Source organism: Rhizomicrobium sp., assembly GCA_037200385.1.
Taxonomy (GTDB): domain Bacteria; phylum Pseudomonadota; class Alphaproteobacteria; order Micropepsales; family Micropepsaceae; genus Rhizomicrobium.
This window is the reverse complement of the sequence record JBBCGL010000001.1, coordinates 1,057,129-1,073,246: the sequence shown is the minus strand read 5'-3', so window position 1 is coordinate 1,073,246 and position 16,118 is coordinate 1,057,129. Positions and strand designations below refer to the sequence as shown.

The 16,118-nt window shown below is 66.0% G+C and carries 14 protein-coding genes and 3 tRNA genes; 15 read left to right on the top strand and 2 right to left on the bottom strand.

Annotation, left to right across the window (positions count from 1 at the left end; all coding sequences use genetic code 11):
* The first annotated feature begins 166 nt into the window (after positions 1-166).
* Positions 167-2,404: a DNA topoisomerase IV subunit A gene (gene parC, locus WDM91_05230; GenBank protein MEI9993972.1), complete on the top strand. Its 2,238-nt coding sequence runs from the start codon at positions 167-169 to the stop codon at positions 2,402-2,404.
* Between the two features lie 39 nt (positions 2,405-2,443).
* On the opposite strand, the gene WDM91_05225 is transcribed toward parC, so the two are convergent.
* Positions 2,444-3,370 (bottom strand): toll/interleukin-1 receptor domain-containing protein, encoded by a 927-nt coding sequence (locus WDM91_05225; GenBank protein ID MEI9993971.1) that lies wholly within the window; start codon positions 3,368-3,370, stop codon positions 2,444-2,446.
* 112 nt (positions 3,371-3,482) lie between these two features.
* On the opposite strand from WDM91_05225, the gene WDM91_05220 reads away from it, so the two are divergent.
* The 4 genes from WDM91_05220 (at position 3,483) to WDM91_05205 (ending at position 7,996) form a co-directional block, all read left to right on the top strand.
* Positions 3,483-4,304: an enoyl-CoA hydratase-related protein gene (locus WDM91_05220; GenBank protein MEI9993970.1), complete on the top strand. Its 822-nt coding sequence runs from the start codon at positions 3,483-3,485 to the stop codon at positions 4,302-4,304.
* 99 nt (positions 4,305-4,403) lie between these two features.
* Complete coding sequence (locus tag WDM91_05215; GenBank protein ID MEI9993969.1) at positions 4,404-5,723, top strand: MFS transporter; 1,320 nt, start codon at positions 4,404-4,406, stop codon at positions 5,721-5,723.
* Between the two features lie 75 nt (positions 5,724-5,798).
* Positions 5,799-6,743: a L,D-transpeptidase family protein gene (locus tag WDM91_05210; protein ID MEI9993968.1), complete on the top strand. Its 945-nt coding sequence runs from the start codon at positions 5,799-5,801 to the stop codon at positions 6,741-6,743.
* 131 nt (positions 6,744-6,874) lie between these two features.
* Positions 6,875-7,996 carry a L,D-transpeptidase gene (locus tag WDM91_05205; protein MEI9993967.1) on the top strand — a complete coding sequence of 374 codons (1,122 nt, stop codon included), beginning with the start codon at positions 6,875-6,877 and terminating at the stop codon, positions 7,994-7,996.
* An 80-nt stretch (positions 7,997-8,076) separates the two neighbouring features.
* Here WDM91_05205 and rlmB read toward each other — a convergent pair whose 3' ends face one another.
* Positions 8,077-8,874 (bottom strand): 23S rRNA (guanosine(2251)-2'-O)-methyltransferase RlmB, encoded by a 798-nt coding sequence (gene rlmB, locus WDM91_05200; GenBank protein MEI9993966.1) that lies wholly within the window; start codon positions 8,872-8,874, stop codon positions 8,077-8,079.
* A 96-nt stretch (positions 8,875-8,970) separates the two neighbouring features.
* Between rlmB and WDM91_05195 the strand changes: the two genes are divergently transcribed.
* The 10 genes from WDM91_05195 (at position 8,971) to rplA (ending at position 15,873) form a co-directional block, all read left to right on the top strand.
* Positions 8,971-9,372: a DUF2946 family protein gene (locus WDM91_05195; GenBank protein MEI9993965.1), complete on the top strand. Its 402-nt coding sequence runs from the start codon at positions 8,971-8,973 to the stop codon at positions 9,370-9,372.
* Between the two features lie 124 nt (positions 9,373-9,496).
* Positions 9,497-11,632, top strand: a complete 2,136-nt coding sequence (locus tag WDM91_05190; GenBank protein MEI9993964.1) for a TonB-dependent receptor — start codon at positions 9,497-9,499, stop codon at positions 11,630-11,632.
* A gap of 456 nt (positions 11,633-12,088) precedes the next feature.
* Positions 12,089-12,173, top strand: a tRNA-Tyr gene (locus WDM91_05185).
* Positions 12,174-12,279: 106 nt separating this feature from the next.
* A tRNA-Gly gene (locus WDM91_05180) sits at positions 12,280-12,353 on the top strand.
* 79 nt (positions 12,354-12,432) lie between these two features.
* Positions 12,433-13,623: an elongation factor Tu gene (tuf, locus tag WDM91_05175; protein ID MEI9993963.1), complete on the top strand. Its 1,191-nt coding sequence runs from the start codon at positions 12,433-12,435 to the stop codon at positions 13,621-13,623.
* Positions 13,624-13,730: 107 nt separating this feature from the next.
* A tRNA-Trp gene (locus WDM91_05170) sits at positions 13,731-13,806 on the top strand.
* A 30-nt stretch (positions 13,807-13,836) separates the two neighbouring features.
* Positions 13,837-14,094 (top strand): preprotein translocase subunit SecE, encoded by a 258-nt coding sequence (gene secE / locus WDM91_05165; GenBank protein ID MEI9993962.1) that lies wholly within the window; start codon positions 13,837-13,839, stop codon positions 14,092-14,094.
* A gap of 4 nt (positions 14,095-14,098) precedes the next feature.
* The gene (nusG, locus tag WDM91_05160) at positions 14,099-14,659 is read left to right on the top strand and encodes a transcription termination/antitermination protein NusG (GenBank protein MEI9993961.1); all 561 of its coding nucleotides are present in this window, start codon (positions 14,099-14,101) and stop codon (positions 14,657-14,659) included.
* A 72-nt stretch (positions 14,660-14,731) separates the two neighbouring features.
* On the top strand, positions 14,732-15,160 hold the full coding sequence (gene rplK, locus WDM91_05155; GenBank protein MEI9993960.1) for a 50S ribosomal protein L11: 429 nt from the start codon (positions 14,732-14,734) through the stop codon (positions 15,158-15,160).
* A 5-nt stretch (positions 15,161-15,165) separates the two neighbouring features.
* Positions 15,166-15,873, top strand: a complete 708-nt coding sequence (gene rplA, locus WDM91_05150; GenBank protein MEI9993959.1) for a 50S ribosomal protein L1 — start codon at positions 15,166-15,168, stop codon at positions 15,871-15,873.
* Positions 15,874-16,118: the final 245 nt, after the last annotated feature.

Here is a 16,118-nt window from a genome sequence, read left to right as displayed (position 1 = left end):
TGGCCCGCGAATGCGGGCCACCCAGGTGATCGTAGAGCACCGATACAGCTTGTGTCGCGAGCTGGTACCGCGAACTTGCGGCATGCGTGTAGAACCCAACTGGGTGGCCCGCATTCGCGGGCCATGACAACTTGTTTTCGTGTGTGAAATCGCAAAGAACGACACCATGGCAGACATCAAAGACGACATCCGCCCCGAACCGCTGGGCAAGGCGCTCGCCGAGCGCTACCTCGCCTACGCGCTCTCCACCATCACCATGCGGGCGCTGCCCGATGCGCGCGACGGGCTCAAGCCCGTCCACCGCCGCATCCTCTACGGCATGCGGCTGCTGCGCCTCGACTCGACCTCCGCCTTCAAGAAGTCCGCCAAGATCGTCGGCGACGTGATGGGCTCGTTCCATCCCCATGGCGACCAGGCGATCTACGACGCGCTGGTTCGCCTCGCGCAGGATTTTTCCACGCGCTACCCGCTGGTCGACGGCCAGGGCAATTTCGGCAATATCGACGGCGACAACCCCGCCGCCTACCGTTACACCGAAGCGCGCATGACCGACGTCGCGGCGATGCTGCTCGACGGCCTCGACGAGAACGCGGTCGATTTCCGCCCCAACTATGACGGCCAGGACGAAGAGCCGGTCGTATTGCCCGGCGCCTTCCCCAACCTGCTGGCCAACGGCTCGTCCGGCATCGCGGTCGGCATGGCGACCTCGATCCCGCCGCACAATGTCGGGGAGCTCTGCGAGGCGCTGAAGAAGCTCATCGACAACCCCAACACCCGCGACAAGACGCTGTCCGACATCGTGCGCGGCCCCGACTTCCCGACCGGCGGCATCCTGATCGACGGCGCCGAGACCATCGCGGAGGCCTACCGCACCGGCCGCGGCTCCTTCCGCGTCCGCGCCCGGTGGAAGAAGGAAGAGGGTGCCCGCGGCGTCTACCAGATCGTCGTCACCGAGATTCCCTACCAGGTCCAGAAGTCCAAGCTGATCGAGCGCATCGCCGAGCTCCTGGAGCAGAAGAAGCTGCCGCTGCTCGACGACGTCCATGACGAGTCCGCCGAGGACATCCGCATCGTCATCACGCCCAAGAGCCGCACCGTCGAGGCCGAGATCCTCATGGAGCAGCTCTTCCGCCAGTCGGACCTGGAAAGCCGCTTCCCGCTCAACATGAACGTGCTCGACCACGGCACCGTGCCTAAGGTCATGAGCCTCAAGGAGGTCCTGCAGGCCTTCGTCGATCACCGCCGCGACGTGCTGGTGCGCCGCTCGACGCACCGGCTGGAGAAGATCGCCGCCCGCCTCGAGATCCTCGAAGGCTATCTCGCGGTCTTCCTCAATCTCGACAAGGTGATCCGGATCATCCGCACCGAGGATGAGCCCAAGCCCGTCCTGATCAAGGCGTTCAAGCTCACCGACAACCAGGCCGAAGCCATCCTCAACATGCGCCTGCGCAGTTTGCGCAAGCTGGAGGAGATGGAGATCCGCGGCGAGCACACCGCGCTCCTGGCCGAGCAGAAGGACCTCAAGAAGCTGCTGGGCTCCGACAAGCTCAAGGACGAGAAGCTGATCGACGAGATCAAGGCGATCGACGCCAGGTTCGGGGCCAGGAGCAAGCTCGGCAAGCGCCGCACCCAGATCGTCGAGGCCAAGCACATCGACAAGATCGAAGCGCTGGCCGAAGAGGCCGAGGCGCTGGCGACGGCGGTCGAGAAGGAGCCGATCACCATCGTCTACTCGCAGAAGGGCTGGCTGCGTTCGCTCAAGGGACACGTCGAGGAGAACGACAGCATCAAATACCGCGAAGGCGACCGCGGCCGCTTCTGGATCCACGCCCAGACGACCGACAAGCTGATGCTGTTCTCGACCGACGGCCGCTTCTTCACGCTCGATTGTTCCAAGCTGCCGGGCGGGCGCGGCAATGGCGAGGCGATCCGCGCCTTCATCGACCTGCCGCCCGACGCCGACGCGGTGACGATGTTCGTTCATGTCCCGGGCCGCAATCTGCTGCTCGCCGCCGAGACCGGCCACGGCTTCGTCACCCATGAGGACGAGGCCGTGGCGCTCACCAAGAACGGCAAGCGCGTGATGAACGTGAAGACCGGCACCGAAGCCAAGGCCTGCAAGTTCCTCTCCGGCGACACCGTCGCGGTGATCGGCGACAACCGCAAGCTGCTGATCTTCGGCCTCGACGAGGTGCCCGAGATGGCACGCGGGCAGGGCGTCTATCTGCAGCGCTTCAAGGATGGCGGCCTGCTCGATGCGACCACCTTCACCTGGAAGGAGGGTCTGAAGGACGAGAACAACCGTCTCTTCACTCCGGGCGAACTGAAGGAATGGCGCGGCGCCCGCGCCCAAGCCGGCCGCTTGCCGCCCAGAGGCTGGGCGAAGAGCGGCAAGTTCGGTTGAGGCTTGCCGGCAGTCCCGCCTGTGCGGGATTGCCGGGCATTAGTGCCCGCGCGTCTGGCCGACGTCGCCGCCGCTGTCGTCATCGCCGGACGGCGCCGGAGGGGGCGGCGTCGGGGCGGCTGCCGGCGCGGCGCTGCCGTGATGCGGATTGTTGCCGGCCTCGTCGGCGCCGCTGTCGCCGGCGGGCGGTGTGGCGGGAACGGATGGTGCTGCGGCGGGCGCGGCGGCCGGCGCCATCGTCTGCGGCTGCGCGGTGACAGGCGTCGCGGGTGTCGCGACCGCCGGTCCTGCGGTCGACGTCGTCGACGGCTTCGGTCCCGGACTGCCCAGCAGCGCCACGATGATCGTCAGCAGGACGACTGCCCCGACGACGCCGCCGACAATATAGGCCCACATCGGCACGGCGCGCCGTTCCGGCTGCGGCGGGGGCGGCGGTGAAGGCGGCGCGGTCCGAATCACCGGCTTCACCTCGGGCACCTTGGCCTCGATGACCGGCGCCGGCGGTGCCACGATTTCCGTGGTCGCTGGCGGTGCGGGCGCGGTGTCAACATGGCTGTCCGCGCTGTTCGCCGGGCGGCCGACGAGATGCGAAACGCCGCGCATCATGCGGCGGTATTCGCTGTGTGTGAGATCGCCGCCGGACCAAGTCGACAGCTCGGCGGTCTGGAGCTGGCGGAAGCCCGCCGGCGGCCGAACCGCTTCCTTAAGAATGGGTACTAAGATGTTGCGCTGCTGGGCTTCTTCGGCTTCGTCGCGCACGAAATCGGAATGCACCGAGTGCTGCGACCAGACCACGACGGCCGCCTTGGCATTGGCCAGCTCGGTCTCGATCGACTCGCGGTAGCGCTTGCCGACCAGCAGGTCGAAATCCCACCACACGCTGTAGCCTTCGCCCACGAAGGCGTTGGCCAGCTTTTCGACCCACTCGCGGTCTTCGCGTGCGTAAGAGATGAAGATGTCGGCCATAAGTCCCTCGCTCGGCAGACTTTATGGCAAACGCGCCGCCGTCCGACAACGCCCGATGGACCACGACCGGCTTTCCCGGCACGGTTCCCTCCAGAACACACGGGAGAAGACATTGGCATTTCAGGACATCCTCTATGCGACCGACGGTGCGGTCGCGACCATCACCATGAACCGGCCGGCCTATCGCAACGCGCTGGGCTATCGGATGCTGGACGAGATCGACGCCGCTTTCACCCTGGCCGGTGCCGACAAGGCGGTGCGTGTCGTCGTGCTGCGTGGCGCCGGTGGGACCTTCTCCTCCGGCCACGATCTGGGCACGCCCGAAGCGCTCGAATACCGCAAGAACCTCGGCGCCGCGCCCGGCACCATCGAGGCCTATGACGAGTTCAAGAAGTACAACCTCGACGTTCATCTGCGCTGGCGCAACTTCCCCAAGCCGACCATCGCCCTGGTCGAGGGCTATTGCATCTATGCCGGCTGGATGACCGCCGCCTGCTGCGACATCGTCTTCGCCTCGGCCACCGCCGAGTTCCTCGCCGGCTTCGTCGAGTACATGTCGATCCCCTGGGACATCGGCATCCGCCGGGCCAAGGAGCTCTGCTTCGAGAGCCGTTTCATCTCTGCGCAGGAGGCGCATGCGTTCGGCTTTGTGAACCGCGTCCTTCCGCCCGAGGCCTTGGAGGCGGAGACCTATGCCTTCGCCCGCCGGGTCGCGGAGAATTCGCCCGATGCCTTGCGCTTCGCGAAGATCCAGATGAACAAGGCGCAGGATGCCCAGGGCTTCACCAACGCCGTCGAGGACTCGCTCGGCGACTATCAGGCGATGATGTATCTTCTGGGCAGCGAGCAGATGCGGGTCGGCGGCCAGCGCCGGCTGCTGACCGTCGACCTCGCGGTGAAGGGTCGCAAGAAGGAACGTCACGGCCAGAAATAGACCCTCGCGCGCAAACGGCTTTCTGTTACGCTCGCCGATAACCAAACTGTCATGGCCCGTCGTTGCGGCCAGGACAAGTGGGGCAGGGCGGGGGACGCATTGTCTGACGAAAACATCAGCACCGCCGCGCGCGCCGGCGGTACCTCGCGCAGCTACATCCTGGTGATGCTGACGCTGGTCTATGTGATCAATTATCTGGACCGCAACATCCTCAACCAGCTGCTGCCGTCGATCAAAGCGGAGTTCCATCTCAGCGACGCCGATCTCGGCTTCCTGTCGGGCACGGTCTTCGCGATCCTCTATGCGACGCTCGGCGTGCCGCTGGCCTGGCTCGCCGACCGGGCCAACCGCCGCAACGTCATCGCGGTCTCCATGGTGCTGTTCGCGGCGATGACCGCCGTCTCGGCCTATGCACGGACCTTCGGCCAGCTCGTCTTGGCGCGCATCGGCACCGGCATCGGCGAGGCCGGCACCTCGCCCTCGGTGAACTCCATCATCTCCGACCTCTACGAGCCGAAGGAGCGGGCGGGGGCGCTGTCCTTCTATGCCACCGGGCTCAATATCGGCCTGCTCCTCGCCTTCTTCGGCGGCGGCTGGATCGAGCAGCGCTATGGCTGGCGCAGCGCCTTCCTGGCGGCCGGCCTGCCGGGCCTCGTCATCGCGCTGCTCTTCCTCTTCACCGTGCCCGAGCCGCGTCGCGGCCAGGTCGAGAACCTCGCGGATACCGGACCGGCGCCGCACCTCGCCCAGAGCATCCGTCACCTCCTCTCGATCAAGTCCTTCCGCTACATCGCGCTGGGCACGGCCATGGCGTCGTTCGGCGGCTATGCCGGCAATTCCTTCGTGCCGGTCTTCTTCTCCCGCGTCTTCCATCTGACGCCCGAGATGCGGGGCTTCCTGATCGGCGGGCTGTTCGGCGTGGTCGGTGGCGTCGGCACCTATGCCTCGGGTGTGCTCGCCGACTGGCTCGCCAAGCGCGACGTGCGCTGGAACATGTATGTGATCCTGGTGTTCATCGCCTTCGCCCTGCCGATGCTTCCGTTCTTCTTCCTGTCCGACAACATCGTCGTCGCGATCCTCGCCTCGCTGATCCCGGTGATGAACGGCGCCGCTTATCTCGCGCCGAGCTATGCGATGGTGCAGAGCCTCGCACCCCTGCGCATGCGCACCCAGGCGGCGGCGCTCCTGCTCTTCACCCTCAACATCATCGGCTTCGGCACCGGTCCGCTGCTGGTCGGCTGGGAGAGCGACCTGCTGCGCCCGGTCTTCGGCGAGGATTCGATCCGCTGGGCCATGCTCTCGACGGTCCTGACCTGGCTGGTCGCCGCCTGGTGTTTCTGGATGGCGAGCCGCTCGCTCAAGGCCGATCTCGCCCGCAGCCACGCACCGCCTGCCGAACTCGTCGAGGTCGCCCCGTAAACATCGGCCGCTGGCCTTGCCCCCGCCTCTTGCGGCAGGATGCGGCCGCTGTGCTTCGGGGATCGTCTGCCACCTATGCTCGACTTGAAGGGTCTCGCCGCCGCCACGGCCATCCTGTCCGTCGCGATGGGCTGGGCGGTCGCGTTCAGCGGCCGTGCGCCCGCGCCTGTCACGGAGCAGGCTGCGGCGCCCCGGTCCGCGTCACTCCCGCCGGCCAAGCCCGTCGCGATGGTCAAGGTCCTGGTCGCCGAACCGCGCCGCGGTGCCGCGCGCCCGCGCGTCGTCGCCCGCGCGGTCTCGCACGCCACTTTGCCGCCGGGCACCGTCGCCGCCGCGCCCCTGCCGCCGCAGACGGTAGCGCCCGATCCCGCCGTGCTGGCGCAGGAAGCCGGCCGCGTCGCGACCCACATCTCGGCCAGGCTGCCGCCGCCGCTGACGCCCTATTTCGACACCTTCGTCTATGTGAGCAAGGCGGCGAGCGGCCCCTGGGCGCAGCGCCTGTTCCTCTTCCACAAGAACGCCGACGGGACGCTGGCCTTGGAGGAGAGCTTCGCCATTTCCACGGGCCGCGAGCGCGCCGAGCAGTATTTCACCGCGACCCCGACCGGCTTCTTCGAACTCGACGTCCACCGCTTCTTCCCCATGGCACGCTCCGCCAAGTGGAACGATGCGCAGATGCCCTGGGCGATGTTCCTGAACTATTCCTACCGCACCAAGATGGCCGGCGTGGCGCTCCATGCGGCCATCGGCCGGCATGAGCTCGCCGATATCGGCCACCGCGCTTCGGGCGGCTGCGTCCGCCTGCCGATCGAAAAGGCGAGCGCGTTCTATCACCGCTTCCTGGCGGAGGAGCGCGGCCAGGTCCCCGTCTTCACCTTCGACACGGCGCGCGGCACCACCAACACCGCGGGCCTCGCGGCGCACGACGCGGCCGGCAACATCGTGCTGGCAGACGGCCTTCGCGTCCTTGTCATGATCGACAACTTTGCCGGGTTGCCGGGCGATCCGACGCAATCCTGAAGCGCAGGACGCCTGCGGCGCCGCGGCCGGGCGACCAAAAAGCTGAACTTGCGTTAACCTGGAGGCGTCCCGAACCGGGACAGCGCCAAGTTTTTTGGTTATCCTGCGTTCAGGCTACCGCTCCGGATTCCATGTCGCCCCTACGCCGACTGAGCACGATCTACCTGCTGGGCGCCGCTGCCTTCAGCGTGGCGATCCTGTTCGACCGCCATCCGGCGCTGGAACAGGCCAGCCGGCAGACCGTCGCGCTGGGCCTGGACGTCACGCGAAACACCGTTGTCGATCCCGGCGTCGCGGCCATGCATCGCGCCGGCGAAGCGGTCGTGGCCGCGATCTGGGGCGACGAGACGCCGGCCGTTCCGCCGCGCAACGTCGCGACCGTCGCCAAGCCGTCGCGGCACGCGGCTGTGACCGTCCCACCGCCCACCGCCGCGAAGCCCACAGTCGCGGCTACGCCGGCGCCCGCCGCGGCCCCGGGCGCGTCAGCCGTCGCGATCCTGCCCGGTCATGAAGCCAAATTGGTCAAGGTCACGCCGCGCCAGCATCTCGAGCCCGCGCTGTCGCTCGTCCCGCCGCCGGCCGCCTCGGCGTCCGTCGCGCCGGCCGAGCTCGTGCGCATCTCGATGCGTCTCAAGGACAACCTCACCCATGAGATGCTCGATAATTTCAGCCTGTTCCTCTATGTGAGCAAAGCCGACAACGGCCCCTGGGCGCAGCACATGTATGTGTTCCGCAAGGACGCGTCCGGCAATCTCGCCATGCTCTACAACTGGCCGGCCTCGACCGGCCGCGAAAAGGTGGAGATCGCCGCCAACGGCACGCGCCAGCCGAGCTACACGCCGCAGGGCTATTACCAGCTCGATCCCGACCGCATGTACAAGAAGCACTTCTCGGGTCAGTGGCACGAGCCGATGCCGCACGCGATGTTCTTCAACTGGGAGAACCACGGTTACCAGACCGGTCTGGCGATCCACGGCGCCGTCGGCCTTGAAGTGACCCAGCTCGGCAGCCGTGCCAGCGCCGGCTGCATCCGCATCGCGCCCGAGAATGCGGCGCTGCTCTTCGGCCTCATCCGGGCGCAGTACAAGGGCCTGGCGCCGCGCTTCGCCTTCGACCGCCGCACCGCGACGATGAGCAATGACGGCCTGTTCATGCACGATCCGCAGGGCAATCTGCAGCTGGCACAGGGCTACAAGGTGCTGGTGTTCGTCGAGAATTACGGCGGCGAGAACGTCGTCGCGGCGCTGTTCTGACGATCCTCGCCCGCGAAGCGGGAGAGGACGGCTGGCGCGAAGCGCCAGCCAGGTGAGGGGCCGTGGCGTGTGGCTTTGCGCTATCCCCGCGTCACTTCGTACAGCGCGACCGCCGCCGCGTTCGACACGTTGAGGCTCTCCATCCCGCTATCGATCGGCACATAGGCCGCCACGTCGCAGCGCTCGCGCACCAGCCGGCGGATGCCGTCGCCCTCCGAGCCGACCACCAGCGCGACGTCGCGTTTGTCCATCGCGTCGCGCAGCGTCATGTCGCCGTCGCCCGCCAGCGCGATGCGCCAGAAATCCTGCTTGCCGAGCTCCTCCAGCGTGCGCGCGATGTTCACCACGACCGCCAGCGGCACGATGTCGAGCGCGCCCGATGCCGCCTTGGCCAGCACGCCGCTTTCCGGCGGCGAGTGCCGGTCCTGCACCACGACCGCGCTCACCCCGAACGCCGCCGCGGTGCGCAGGATCGCGCCCGCATTATGGGGATCGGTGATCTGGTCCATGATCAGCACGACGCGGCGTTTGCCCTGGACCTCGCCGAGGATGGCATCCAGATCGCGCCGGGGCAGGGGCTCGACCAGCAACGCGACGCCCTGGTGCACCGCGCTCTCCGGCAGGATCTTCGAGACGGCCTGCATGTCGGCAATCTCGTGCTTCACCCGGCCCAGAAGCTTGCTGCCCACGTCTTCGGCAGCGCGTTCGGTCAGGACCGCGCGCTTCACGAACCGCCTGGGATTGGCCAGCGCGGCCTTGACCGCGTGCAGCCCGTAAAGCCACAGCCCGCTCTCGGGCTTCTGCTGCGGCTTGAAGAATTTGCGCTCGGGCTTCTTGGGGCCGGAGCGGCGCTCGGGTTTTCGGTCGGGGCGTGCCATGGGCGCGGCTTATAGGCGAATGTGCCACATCCGCAAACTTTACCGATCACGCGGATTTGGCTTGGCCGCTGCACTGCAATAAGGTTGGCTCCAGCCATGACGCGAGTCCACCGCCCGAGAGCCAAGGTCCGCGCCGCGCCGCGCGGCTCGCTTTCGCGCGCCCTGGTGTTCCTCACCCTGTTGGCCTTTGCGCTGCAGGGTTTCGTGACCCAGACTCACATTCATCTTCCCTCGTCCGGCGGACCGGCGCTCGCCGACCTGTTCGATGGCAAGGCCGCGCCGTCGCCCGGACAGGACAAGTCGCCGTCGAAGAACGATCCGGCGAACTGCCCGCTCTGCCAGAGCTTCGCGAGCGCCGGCCATTTCGTTACGCCGGCCGCGGCGGCCACCCTGCTGCCCTTCCTCTCGATTTCGGTCATCGCCGTCGCCGTCCAGACGACGCATGCCGTTCCCGCCGTCACGCATATATGGCGTGGCCGCGCTCCACCCCTCGGTTGATCGACATCCGTTGATCGCGTGACCGCGCGCAGCGCTGCGCTGCCCGCCGTCGCTTCCCATTCCCGGCTCTTTTCCGGCTCCGCGATGCGTTCGCGCGGAAACGAGCCCGAATCCCGAGGGTGACATGCATCGTTCCGTTCTCCTGGCCACCGCTGCCGTCGTGGCGCTCGCCGCGTTTCCCGCCGCCGCCGCCGATACCGTCGAAACCGTCGTCGTGACGGCGGCCAAGCTCGACGCCGCCCGTGTCGGCATCCAGCCGCAGACCGGCGCCTCGACCTATTCGATCTCCAGCGCCGACATCCAGAATCAGCCCGGCGGCGACAACAACCTGCTCAACCAGGTCGTGCTCCAGGCGCCCGGCGTGGCGCAGGACTCCTTCGGACAGCTTCACGTCCGCGGCGAGCACAACGGCCTGCAATACCGCCTCAACGGCATCATCATCCCCGAAGGTATCTCGGTGTTCGGCCAGACCTTCGATCCGCGCTTCATCGGCTCGCTGAAGCTGATCACCGGCGCGCTGCCCGCCGAATACGGCCTGCGCACTGCGGGCATCATCGACATCCAGACCAAGAACGGCATGTTCCAGCCGGGCGGCGACCTGTCGATCTATGGCGGCAGCCATGGCGAGATCGAGCCGAGCATCGACTATGGCGGCTCGTCGGGATCGTTCAACTACTACGTCTCCGGCGACTACATGACCAACACGCTGGGCATCGAGTCGCCCGACGGCTCGTCCGATCCGCTGCACGACCGCACCAAGCAGTGGCACGGCTTCGCCTATCTGCAGGACATCCTCGACGATAGCTCGTCGCTGACCGCGATCCTGGGCACCTCGAACGATATGTTCCAGATCCCGAACCAGCGCGGCCTGCAGCCCGGCGGTGTCGACGGCATCACCGGGCAGGGGCCGGGCGGCGTACTGAGCGCCAATGGCCAGTCCCTGTTTCCGAGTGCCGACCTCAACGAGAACCAGCGCGAGACCACCCATTACGGCATCCTGAGCTATCTGCGCGCCGACGGTCCGCTGGACATCCAGGTCTCGGCCTATGGCCGCTATTCGAGCCTGTTCTTCACGCCCGATCCGGTCGGCGACCTGCTCTACAACGGCATCGCGCAGACGGCCTACAAGCGCGACGTCGCCTACGGCGTGCAGGCCGAAGGCGCCTATCACCTCGGCGACGCGCACACGCTGCGCGCCGGCCTGATCTTCCAGGCCGACGACATCGCGAGCCGGACCGCTTCGCAGGTCCTCGGCGTCGACAACACGGGCCTGCAGACGCTGCCGGACGCGCCGGTCACCATCGCCGACGACGGCACCAAGCATGCCTGGAGCTACAGCCTTTATGTCCAGGACGAATGGAAGATCATCCCCTCGCTGACGCTGAACTACGGCCTGCGCTACGACCAGTTCGGCGCCTTCGATTCCGAAGACCAGCTCAGCCCGCGGGTGAACTTCGTCTGGACGCCGACCGACACCACCACCGTCCATGGCGGCTATTCGCGCTATTTCTCGCCGCCCCCGATCGAACTGGTCGGCTCGACCGACATCGCGCTGTATGACGGCACCACCGCCGCCTCCGGCAGCCATGTCGACGATACGCCCAAGGCCGAGCGCGCCGACTACTACGATCTCGGTGTCCAGCAGGTGGTCATGGAAAACGTCACGCTGGGCCTCGACGGCTTCTACAAGGCCTCGCGCAACATGATCGACGAGGGCCAGTTCGGCGCGCCGATCATCCTGACCCCGTTCAACTACCGCAACGGGCGGCAATACGGCATGGAGTTCACCAGCAATTACGACGATGGCGGCCCGTTCAGCGCCTATCTCAATGCGTCCTATGAGCGGGCGGTCGGGCGCGACATCGTCTCCAGCCAGTTCCAGTTCGATCCGGCCGACCTCGCCTATATCGCGACCCACTACATCCCGCTGGACCACCAGCAGATCGTCACCGTCTCAGCCGGCGCCTCCTACCAATGGCGGGAGTTCCGCTTCAGCACCGATCTGCTCTACGGCTCGGGCCTGCGGCGCGATGGCCTGACACCGAATGGCGATCACGTCCCGGACTACACCCAGGTCAATCTCGGGGTCGCCCGAACCTTCGACATCTGGGGAACCGGGAAAGGCCTGACCACGCGGTTCGACGTGATCAACCTGCTGGACGCGAAATACGAGATCCGGGACGGAACCGGCGTGGGCGTCGGCGCGCCCCAGTTCGGTCCGAGGCGCGGCTTCTTCGTGGGGCTGTCGCAGGCGCTCTGAAGTCCGTACGCAGTCAAAGCCGATAAACCTTTGTCATCCCGGCCAAGCGATGCGGCAGCATCGCAGAGCCGGGACCCATCGCGTATCACGCTCGATGGGTCCCGGCTCTCCCCCGGCTTTCGCCGGGTCGGCCGGGATGACAAGCATGGTTCGTTTCAGGCAATGGAGCAGCTAGTCCCCTTAACCAGTAAGGGAATCGGCTTGTGTCAAGCGATCAATTCGCTTGTGCCCGCCGCCGGCCCAGGGTTAGCCTTCCCCCAAGCTGTTGATCGCGGGGGCGTTTTCATGCCTGTTCCGCGCTAATAAACTGTTGACAGCCCGTCCGGCTGGGGCAATAACCCCCGGTCCGCAGCCCACCCTCCGAAAGGTATTCAGACACGTTCCGTTCCTTGAAGCGGACGCGCTCCTTTGCCTCCCGGAGTTGGTGCGTAAAGGGTTGAACCGGTTGAGAAAATTGGAGGGGTGCCCGAGTGGCTAAAGGGGACGGACTGTAAATCCGTTGGCTACGCCTACGTTGGTTCGAATCCAACCCCCTCCACCAGCCTTCGCTCGCGAAGCGAGGAGGCTGTCACGCCGAAGCCCGGAGGGCGAAGGCAGGCCGGCTGGGGACGCTGAGAAGGAAGAGACGAAGAAGGAAGGCGACTGAGGCGGGTGTAGCTCAATGGTAGAGCAACAGCCTTCCAAGCTGATGACGAGGGTTCGATTCCCTTCACCCGCTCCAAACTCCGGCCCGGCCGGTGGGGCTGACGAACAAAGAATTCCCGCGCAAGCGGAACACGAAGAACGAAGGACAAAAGGTTATGGCGAAGGCCAAATTCGAGCGTAACAAGCCGCATTGCAACATCGGGACGATCGGCCATGTGGACCATGGCAAGACGTCGTTGACGGCCGCGATCACGAAGATCCTGGCGGAGACGGGCGGGGCGACGTTCACGGCGTACGACCAGATCGACAAGGCGCCGGAAGAGAAGGCGCGCGGCATCACGATCTCGACGGCGCATGTCGAGTACGAGACGGCGAACCGGCACTACGCGCATGTCGACTGCCCCGGGCACGCCGACTATGTGAAGAACATGATCACGGGCGCGGCCCAGATGGACGGCGGCATCCTGGTGGTGTCGGCGGCCGACGGCCCGATGCCGCAGACCCGTGAGCACATCCTGCTGGCGCGTCAGGTCGGCGTGCCGGCGCTGGTGGTGTTCCTGAACAAGTGCGACATGGTCGACGATCCGGAGCTCCTGGAGCTTGTGGAGATGGAGGTGCGCGAGCTCCTCTCGTCCTACAGCTTCCCGGGCGACGACATCCCGATCATCCGGGGCTCGGCGCTGATGGCGCTGGAAGACAAGAACAAGGAGATGGGCCACGACGCGATCCTCAAGCTGATGGAGGCGGTCGACGCCTACATCCCGCAGCCGGAGCGTCCGATCGACCAGCCCTTCCTGATGCCGATCGAGGACGTGTTCTCGATCTCGGGCCGCGGCACGGTTGTGACGGGGCGCGTGGAGCGCGGCATCGTGAAGGTGGGCGAGACGGTGGAGATCATCGGCATCCGTCCGACCAGCTCGACCACGGTGACGGGCGTCGAGATGTTCCGCAAGCTGCTCGACCAGGGCCAGGCGGGCGACAATATCGGGGCGCTGCTGCGCGGCGTGGAGCGCGAGGGCGTGGAGCGCGGCCAGGTCCTGGCCAAGCCGGGCTCGGTGACGCCGCACACGAACTTCGCGGCGGAGGTCTACATCCTGACGAAGGACGAGGGCGGCCGTCACACGCCGTTCTTTGCGAACTACCGGCCGCAATTCTATTTCCGCACGACGGACGTGACGGGGATCGTGAAGCTTCCGGAAGGCACCGAGATGGTGATGCCGGGCGACAACGTGTCGATCGAGGTCGAGCTGATCGTGCCGATCGCGATGGAAGAGAAGCTGCGCTTCGCCATCCGCGAAGGCGGCCGCACCGTCGGCTCGGGCGTCGTCGCCAAGATTCTGAAGTAAGTCGTCCAAGCGCCGAACGCAAAGGACGGAACGAGGAACGGGAAGGACTGTAACCAGAGTCTGCAGGGCGAGGGCCCGCGAAGCGGGATAGCCCGAGCCCTGCATCTAGGAGTGTAGCTCAGTTGGTAGAGCGGCGGTCTCCAAAACCGTAGGCCGTGGGTTCGAGTCCCTCCACTCCTGCCAGTAATTTTAAGCGGATAAGACGAAGGTAAGATGGCAGACGCGACGAAAAAGACGGCCGATGCGGCGGGCAAGGATTTGCCGGCGCCGGTGCGCCGTCGCAGCAATCCGCTCGCGTTCTTCAGCGAGGTCGATCGCGAGCGCAAGAAGGTCACCTGGCCGACCTGGAAGGAGACCTGGCTGACCTCGGCGATGGTCTTCATCATGGTCGGCGTCACCATGGTGTTCTTCTTCGGCATCGATGCGCTGTTCGCGTATGGCGAGAAACTCTTGATCGGCGCGGCGGGCTAAGACGATGAGCGAAGCTGGAACCAAGACCGTAAACGTCAACGCCAAGTGGTACATCGTCCACACCTACTCGAACTTCGAGAAGAAGGTGGCCGAGGAGATCAAGCGCCAGGCCAAGCTCCAGGGCCTCGAGGAAGAGATCGTGGACGTCGTGGTGCCGACCGAGGAAGTCCTCGAAGTGCGCCGCGGCCAGAAGGTCAAGGCGGAGCACAAATTCCTGCCCGGCTATGTGCTGCTGCACGCGCATCTGACCGACCACTGCTATCACCTGGTCAAGAACGTCGCGAAGGTCACGGGCTTTCTCGGCCAGAACAACAAGCCGATGCCGCTGCGCCAGGCCGAGGTCGACCGCATCCTCAACCAGGTCACCGAGGGTGCGGAGAATCCGAAGTCGACGATCACCTTCGAGATCGGCGAACAGGTGCGCGTCGCCGACGGTCCCTTCACCTCCTTCACCGGTACGGTGGAAGAGGTCGACGAGGACCGCAGCCGCGTGAAGGTCGCGGTCTCGATCTTCGGCCGCGCGACGCCGGTCGAATTGGAATTCACCCAGGTCGAGAAGGTTTGACCTGATTGAAGCGCGGGAGAGGCTTCGGCCTCGTTCGAACCGCTAAACCGCAACAAAGGAGGCGGTGATAAAATGGCAAAGAAGATTACCGGTTACATCAAGCTGCAGGTGCCCGCCGGCGCGGCCAATCCGTCGCCGCCGATCGGCCCCGCGCTGGGCCAGCGCGGCCTGAACATCATGGAGTTCTGCAAGGCGTTCAACGCCAAGACGCAGGACCAGGAGAAGAGCACCCCGATCCCGGTGACCATCACCGTGTTCTCGGACAAGTCCTTCACCTTCGAGATGAAGACGCCGCCAGCGTCCTTCTATCTGAAGAAGGCGGCCAAGCTGACTTCGGGCTCCAAGTCGCCGGGCCTGACCTCGGCCGGCACGGTCACCAAGGACCAGATCCGCCAGATCGCCGAGGCCAAGATGAAGGACCTCAACGCGAACGATGTCGAAATGGCGATGCTGATGATCGAGGGCTCTGCGCGCTCGATGGGCATCCAGGTGAAGGGGTAACGGCCATGACTCTTTCCAAGCGATACAAGAAGGCCGTCGAAGGCGTCGACGCCAACAAGGCCTATGCCGTCGAAGACGCGGTCAAGCTGATCAAGTCGCGGGCGACCGCGAAGTTCGACGAGACGATCGAGCTGTCGATCAATCTCGGCGTCGATCCGCGCCATGCCGACCAGATGGTGCGCGGCGTCTCCGCACTGCCGAACGGCACGGGCCGCACGCTGCGCGTGGCGGTGTTCGCCAAGGGCGCCAAGGCGGAAGAGGCCAAGAAGGCCGGTGCCGACATCGTCGGCGCCGAAGACCTCGCCGAGCAGGTGACCAAGGGCGAGATCAATTTCGACAAATGCATCGCGACGCCCGACATGATGGGCATCGTCGGCCGCCTCGGTAAGGTCCTGGGCCCGCGCAACCTGATGCCGAACCCGCGCGTCGGCACGGTGACGATGGACGTGACCCAGGCGATCAAGGACGCCAAGGGCGGCGCGGTCGAGTTCCGCGTCGAGAAGGCGGGCATCGTCCAGGCCGGCGTCGGCAAGGCGAGCTTCAGCGAGGACGCCATCGTCCAGAACGTGAAGTCCTTCGTCGACAGCGTGATGAAGGCCAAGCCGACGGGCGCTAAGGGCGTCTACATGAAGAAGGTGTCGCTGTCCTCGACGATGGGCCCGGGCGTGAAGATCGCCCTGTCCTCGGTCGGCGCCGGCGGTGCGGAGGCCTGATGAGCTAGCCCGCCGCTCAGCACCACTTGTCATCCCCGGCGAGGTCCGCGAAGCGGACCGAGGGAAGGGGACCCAGGTGGGAAAGACCGGCGCGGCGTTGGACACCTGGGTCCCCTTCCCCTCGCGGCTTCGCCGCTCGGCCGGGGATGACAAGGTGGCGTGAATTGAAGAATTCGGATCGGCGATGATCCGAACTGTCCGAGACCGCTGGAGTCCGCGAGGACTTAAATTTCCAGCGCAGACAG